This is a genomic window from Candidatus Desulfatibia sp., from assembly GCF_036446775.1.
Taxonomy (GTDB): domain Bacteria; phylum Desulfobacterota; class Desulfobacteria; order Desulfobacterales; family UBA11574; genus Desulfatibia_A.
In genome coordinates, this window is sequence record NZ_JAZFTO010000311.1 from 1 (window position 1) to 7,168 (window position 7,168).

8 protein-coding genes are annotated in these 7,168 nt (G+C 47.1%); all 8 read left to right on the forward strand.

Going from position 1 to position 7,168, the window contains the following annotated elements; translation table 11 throughout:
- Nucleotides 1–449: sensor histidine kinase (locus V3S16_RS14535; RefSeq protein ID WP_413886179.1), on the forward strand; the 449-nt coding region annotated here is incomplete at its 5' end.
- Nucleotides 450–545: 96 nt separating this feature from the next.
- Entirely contained in the window at nt 546–884 is a 339-nt protein-coding gene (locus V3S16_RS14540) for a response regulator (protein WP_413886181.1), read from the forward strand.
- Nucleotides 850–1,683, forward strand: coding sequence for a PAS domain-containing protein (locus V3S16_RS14545; protein ID WP_413886193.1), 834 nt, complete (start codon nt 850–852; stop codon nt 1,681–1,683). The genes V3S16_RS14540 and V3S16_RS14545 overlap by 35 nt, the downstream gene beginning before the upstream one ends.
- Before the next feature lie 444 nt (nt 1,684–2,127).
- Nucleotides 2,128–2,967: a transporter gene (locus tag V3S16_RS14550; RefSeq protein WP_413886183.1), complete on the forward strand. Its 840-nt coding sequence runs from the start codon at nt 2,128–2,130 to the stop codon at nt 2,965–2,967.
- A 44-nt stretch (nt 2,968–3,011) separates the two neighbouring features.
- A complete protein-coding gene (locus tag V3S16_RS14555; protein WP_413886185.1) occupies nt 3,012–3,551 on the forward strand; it encodes a hypothetical protein in 540 nt (179 codons plus the stop codon).
- Entirely contained in the window at nt 3,548–4,528 is a 981-nt protein-coding gene (locus tag V3S16_RS14560; RefSeq protein ID WP_413886187.1) for an NHL repeat-containing protein, read from the forward strand. Before V3S16_RS14555 ends, V3S16_RS14560 begins: the two co-directional genes overlap by 4 nt.
- 372 nt (nt 4,529–4,900) lie before the next feature.
- Nucleotides 4,901–6,754, forward strand: a complete 1,854-nt coding sequence (locus V3S16_RS14565; RefSeq protein ID WP_413886189.1) for a histidine kinase — start codon at nt 4,901–4,903, stop codon at nt 6,752–6,754.
- The coding region (locus V3S16_RS14570; RefSeq protein WP_413886191.1) for a response regulator transcription factor at nt 6,726–7,168 on the forward strand (443 nt) is incomplete at its 3' end. The genes V3S16_RS14565 and V3S16_RS14570, both read left to right, overlap by 29 nt.

Genomic DNA, 7,168 nt, shown 5'->3' on the forward strand with positions numbered 1-7,168 from the left:
CCAAGGACTTCGCTAACATCGACTTCGGTGAATATATTAAAAGCCTTGTAAATGGCTTATTCACATCTCATGGGGTTGATACAAACAAGGTAAAACTAAATATTGAGATCAAGGATGTTCTATTCGACCTTGAAAATGCAATTCCCTGTGGATTGATTATAAACGAACTGGTTTCCAATTCCCTTAAACATGCATTTCACCAGCAGGAAGAAGGTAACATCAGCATTGTCCTACAATCAATCAATGAAGATGAGCTTGAATTAACAGTCAGTGATGACGGTGTAGGTATTCCAGAGGAATTGGATATCAGAGGTACGGAGTCAATGGGTTTACACTTAGTCAAGGTATTAGCAGGACATCAGCTTGATGGAACAATTGATTTAGATCGAACAGGTGGAACTCAATTTAATATCAAGTTCAAAAGAGCTGCTTATAAACCAAGGATATGATTCGATTTGGGATTTGGGATTGCGGCCTGCGACGAGCTCAGCCGAGTCGATTTCGGAATTTATTAATAAGGGCTTAATAATGGGAGTAAATAGAACATGGCAAAAGCTAAAGTTTTGATAGTGGAAGATGACGGTATTATCGCAATGGACTTAGAGAGCCGTTTGAAGAGTTTTGGATATTCCGTGCCTGGAATAGTCTCCTATGGAGAGGATGCCGTTAAAAAGGTGGAGGAGTGTAGGCCTGATTTGGTTTTCATGGATATTGTGCTTAAAGGGGAGATAGACGGGATTGAAGCGGCTGATCAAATACGCACCCAATTCAATATCCCGGTTGTATTCGTCACAGCTCATATGGATGAAGACAGGCTCGAACGGGCCAAGCTTACACTGCCCTTTGGATATGTCATTAAACCTTTTTCAGGACAGAGAGCTTAAAACCACTATTGAGATGGCGCTTTACCTATCTAAAGTAGATGCTGAACGCAGGCAGGCTGAGGAGGCGCTCAAAAGATCTGAAGAGAAGTATCGTACTCTTTTTGAAGTAGAATCAGATGCTTTATTTTTGGTAGATGAAGACACTGGTAACCTTCTTGAAACGAATGAAGCAGCTTGTAAATTGTATGGTTACAGCCATGAAGAACTTGTCGGGTTAAAAGCGTGGGATTTATCTGCTGAGCCTGAAAAAACGAAGAAGGCAATTAAACTCGTTGAAAAGACATTCTTACCCATTCGGTATCACAAGAAAAAAGATGGAACTGTTTTTCCAGTAGAAATTAACGCTAACGATTTTACATTGGATGGCAGAAAAATTAATCTTAGTGCCATTCGGGATATCACCGTGCGCAAACTAGCTGAGGAAGCGCTGCGGGAGAGTGAAGAAAAATACCGAACAATTTTCAACATGTCAAAGGACGCTATTATTCTATCTACTGAAAAAGGAGAAATTCTGGAGGCTAACCAATCAGTATTAGACCTGTTCGGGGTTGAATCGTTTGGTGAATTGAAAAATTATAATGCAGCAGACTTCTGGATTGATCCTGAAGATCGAAAACAATTTATATCGAATTTAAAGCAAAAAGGATTTGAAACAGATTTTGGAACAAAATTAAAACGTATGGCCGGTACTGTGATTAATGTTCATGCCTCTGCAATAAAACTCGAATCTGAACAAGGAGCATTTATTATTAGTACCATTCGTGATATATCAAAACGCTCAGAGTTCCCAGAACCGTAATCCCGATCAGCACGGCGGTGCCGATTATAACATTTTTCCATCCAAAACGTTTTCCGAGTTCATCTCGAATTTTATTGACGTCAAGCTCCGAATCCCGCGGCTGTGCAGGTTCAACTTCATAAGTATACAAATAAATCACCGACCAATCTAAATTTTCTCGTTCACTTTTTTCAATTTTTTTGCGGGGGAAGCCTTGACACGTACCAAGGTACAGGGATTATATTTCAGGTAGAAGTGGAAAAATTTAAAAAAGACTTGACTCGGTACTATGGTACAGGGTGTAGGCTGAAATTAAAGCCTGAATACGGTCATTCAAGACAAACATTTTTTTTTAGGATTTGTATTTTTAGCAAGGGCCGTCCCACGGCGCAATTCGGTTTTAGGGAACGCTGTGGAGCTATTTTGAACGTAACGGTCTAAGTTCAGGAAAAGGGGGGAATCGCCATGTTGAGGAATTTCGGACTTGTTTTGACAATCATGACTTTACTGCTTATGAGCCTGGCATATACCGTTCCTGCGGAGGCGCATGAACCAATTTTTATGATCAGCCCTGAGGCTCCGGGCAAAGGAGCGTTCGATATCCACACAGAGATTACCCATGAACGGCAGGGGGATGAGCGGAGGTTTGAGCTGGAACAGGAGTTCTCTTACGGCCTGACACGGGACCTGGCAGTTGGGTTTTCTATCCCTTTTGTCCGCGAGGAAAACATCACACCCGCGGGACAGAACGTGGAAAACGGCATAGGAGACCCAACCATGCGCATCAAATGGCGGTTTTGGGATAAAGACCTGCCCGGAGCGAAATATGCTGTTGCCAGTGTGATTCAGTCCACTATTCCGGTAGGTAAGGGAGATGGGAGACTCGGTCGGGAGAAGCCGAGCCTTCTCGCCGGCCTGGCCCATGGCCGGGAAGGCTTGCACTGGTATTATTTTGTGGATGCCCGGTATCTCTATCATGTCGAGGACAATGACACCAAGCCTGGGGATCGGCTCCATCTGGATGTTGCTTATGGTCTGCGCCCAGAGCTGCGCGGACTGGAAGAGACCGACATCGTCTACTTCTTTGAGTTGAATTACCTCCATGAGCGAAAAGCCAGGATCAACGGGTTCGCTAATGCCAATTCAGGTGGCGATTTTATCTTCTTTTCCCCAGAGATTCTGATTTCTCCGACCAACCGAATCATGCTGCGCGGCGGCGTGCAGATCCCGATTCTTCAATCATTAAACGGCCAGCAGGCGCCCAAGGACTTTGTCATGAAGACTGCGGTGGAGTTTCGCTTTTAACCTTATTATTTAATATGTTTAATATGAAAGGAGGTCTGACTGTCATGAAAACGATAACTTTTTTGGTGTTGACCGTGATGACCATCTGGTTCGTCGCATCGGCAGCAGATGCCAAGGTCATCAGCCCGTCTGCGGAGAAGGGGGAGAACAAGGTCTATATCCGGGCCGATGGCCTGGCCTGCTACTTTTGTGCCTACGGCCTGGAGCGCTTCTTTAAACAGTCAGGACGGATTGCCTGGTACGACATGAATATGAAAGAAGGCGTAGTTGAGGTGGGCTTCATAAAAGGCAAGCCGATTTTGCCAATCGAGACGATCAATCAGTACGTTTACGACGCCGGCTTTTCGCCCAGAGAGGTTAGAGCCGAATTTGTGGGGCGGCTTACTCGGGCCTCAGACGGAACATATCGTTTTGAAGTGACTGAGACAGCCCAGAGCTTTCCAGTGGAGGCCAATGCGGTCGTGAAGGAATCGCAGGAGATCCTCAATCAGAAAATTATCTTGATCGCCGGTACGAAGAAAGATTCCACCGCCCCTATGCGGTTAGTGCCTGAGCAGATCGTGCCTTGGAGGTCTAAACCATGAACAGACGATTCTTCCGAATCGCAGCGTCTCTGCCCCTCTTCTTTTTTCTGATCCTGGTTCTTTGGACCTTTTCGATGGAAGCCGGATCAGAAAGCCCGGGGCGTTTTAGGCTCGTGGCGACATGGGGAACGACCGGGCAGGCGCCCGGTCAATTTAATGAGCCCATGGGGCTTGCGTTTGATCCACAGGGAAATCTGTACGTGGCCGATACGCGCAATGCAAGGATTCAGAAGCTCACATCGGAGGGGAGTTTTTTACTGGCCTGGGGCCGGCCTGGCGAGGGTCCTGGTGAATTTTCCAAACCTGTGGATGTCGCTGTTGATGGCCGAGGCCGGGTCTATGTGAGTGACTATGACCTGGACCGGATCCAGGTCTTTACCTCCAGTGGTGAATATCTAAAGCAGTGGGGCCAGACTGGCAAGGCTCCCGGTCAATTTACGGTTGCTTCAGGGTTAAGCATCGATCCTAAGCGGAGCCGAATCTATCTGGCTGAGTTTTACAACAAGCGGGTGGAAGCCTATAGCTTAGATGGAGTGCTTCTGTTCCAGGTCGGCCGGCCCGGCCGGGCAAGGAGCGGGGCGCTTAACTACCCGACCGACGTCGCCGTGGATCCGGCAGGGCAGATCTACGTGGCGGATGCGTATAACAATCGTCTTCAGAAATTCACATCCGAGGGAAAATATCTGGATAAATGGGGTGGGATTTTCGGCTGGGGCATAGCGGCGTCCTGGCAGGGCTGGTTTCGGGTGCCCTCGGGTATTGCGGTGGATTCGGCCGGCCGTATCTTTGTGTCAGACAGTGCCAACCACCGCATGGTGGCCCTCTCGCCCAAGGGCCGCGTTCTGGCTCAGTGGAACCTGGACCCTCCAACCAAGCTGTTCTCACCGACCCGCGTCGCTGTCGATGCGGGTGGCCGGATCTTTGCCGCCGACACAGCCCATGATCGTATTTTGGTATTTGAATTTCAAGCGGACTGAATGATCTGTATAAACATGCGATCAACATCCAGATCCGGTAAGTAGTGGCAGGAATCAATTCAGCCCAGGTTGCCCACTAACAGGTGCAGGAAGATCAAGAAAATTCTAATCTCATAAGTAGGCTGTAGCCTTACATAATTAAACTGACTACATAACTGCAAAGATTCGGGAAACCAATCATAACCTTCCTTGATCACTTAAAATATAGGGCTACGATACACAGTCTTTAGTATGATATTGCAATATGTTATCCATCGTCCAACAACTCTTTTTCCATAAATCAAAATAATTGCAACCCTGATGCCCATATGCTATTTTTAAATGTATGACGGTCTTCCTCCTGAGCCGTAAAGAACACCCATAGGGTTCAATATGAAAAAATCTGAAACTAAACTTCGCCGGCTAGTCTTTGTATTGTCTGTGGTAGCCGTTCTGTCCACCACCATTGGGGGTTATCTTTACTATTCAATTTTGAGAAAATCCGCCATAGAGAGGGTGCACCACGAAACGTCGGAACACTTGAAGATCTTGAGTGATAAAATCGACGCATATCTGACGTGGTCGTTCACATCCGTCAAGGTTTTGGCCGGACTAAAGGAATTACAACAACTTCCGGTGAGTGGAGATGCGGTTGCTCTTGCAGGGGCCAATGCGATTCTGGACCATTTTCGTGATACTGTGCAGGCCAGTGTCTGTTACCTGATGGATCGTTCCGGAAACACCATAGCTTCGAGCAACCGTGACACTCCTACTAGTATTGTGGGGAAGAATTATGGTTTTCTCCCCTATTTTCAGCAGGCCATGCAAGGCTTTCCGGCCATCTATATGGCCTTGGGAGTCACATCGGAAAAACGGGGAATATATTTCAGTCATCCGGTTTATGGCAAGGGGAAAGAAGGACCCTTGGGGGTTGTGGTCATCAAAAAATCCATTGAACTGATCGAAGAAAATCTCAAGTTCCATAAACCGCACGGTGGGATTTTGCTGATCACTGATCCTCACGGGATTGTGTTTGTGTCGGATCGTGAAGAGTGGCTTTACCATGTGTTATGGAAGGTCTCTTTTAAGGAGATCTCTGAGATTGCCAAGACGCGGCAGTTCGGCGAAGGACCTTGGGATTGGACTGGTATGAAGCTAGTGGGTAAAAACCAAGCCGTGGACAACTTGGGTAATAAGTACCACGTGCATCAAGCGGAGATTACTAAATATCCTGGTTGGCACGTGGTTTTCCTGCATGACCATAATGTAGTTTCGAAAAGGGTTACCGGGTCCTTGCTGAGGACCGTTGGTTATAGTGTTTTGGGATTATGTGTGCTTATCGGACTCTCTGTTTTCTTGCTCTACAGAAAAGCAAATTCTGAGATCATTCAACGAAAAAGGGCCGAGGAAGCTCTGGAAAAGGCCCACAGCGAGTTAGAACGACGGGTACAGGAGCGCACGGCGGAACTTGCGGAAGCCAATGAGAAATTACGCCGGCAAATCACCGAGCGCATTTCGGCTGAAGAGGCGCTGCGAGAATCAGAGAAAAGACTCCATTTTCTTTCCTCCCATCTTCTTACGGCACAGGAAAGAGAAAGAAGGCGAATCTCCCTGGAACTGCACGATGAATTGGGCCAGTCCCTCACTGTCTTGAAACTCCAGGTTAGATCTATTGAGAGGAACTTGCAAGAGGATCAGAGATCGCTAAAAGGAGATTGTGAAAGCACATTGCAGTATATAGATCAAATCATTGAAAATGTCCGCAGACTCTCCCGCGATTTGAGCCCTTCCATATTAGAGGACTTGGGATTGACCGCTGCCATTCGATGGCTGATTGAAAATTTTACCAAACATTCTAATATCAATCTTTCACTTGACATGCCGGACATCGACAATTTGTTTTCGCGTGATGCCCAGATTATCCTGTACAGGATCTTTCAGGAAGCCTTCGCAAATATAGGAAAACATGCCCAGGCCACCGACGTATCGGTTGTGATAAAGAAAGATGAGCACCGTGTTAATTTTCTGGTGGAAGATAACGGCAAGGGGTTTGATTTAAAACAGGTCGAGGCCAGGAATCCCGCAGAGAGGAGTTTGGGTCTGGTGGCCATGGATGAACGCGCCAGAATGCTGGGAGGGCTCCTTGAGATTTCCGGAGAGGAAGGCAAAGGGACCAGCATAACTTTTAGTATTCCAATTGATAAAGGAGGAGGTGGTTATGAGCCCCTATCGTATCGTGCTGGCTGATGATCACATCATGCTGCGCCAGGGAATAAAGAAGATTATCGAAACGTCAGAGGCTATGGAGGTGGTTGGAGAGGCCGGCGACGGTTTCGAACTCCTTGGCCTACTAAAAAAGATCACTACGGACATGGTCATTCTGGACATTGCCATGCCGAAATTAAGAGGGGTTGAAGCGACACGCGAGATCAAGACGGCCTATCCCGAGGTAGAAATATTAATCCTGTCCATGCACAGAAAGAAGGAATACCTCTATCACGTCTTTGCCGCCGGTGCCAGGGGCTACTTGCTTAAAGAAGATACGGACACCGAACTTTTTACCGCCATAGAGACGGTGCGCCAAGGAGGCGTTTACCTGTCGCCTCTCCTTTCAAGAGAATTGGCGGGCGATTTCATAGAGATCTGCCGCGGGGGCGGCAA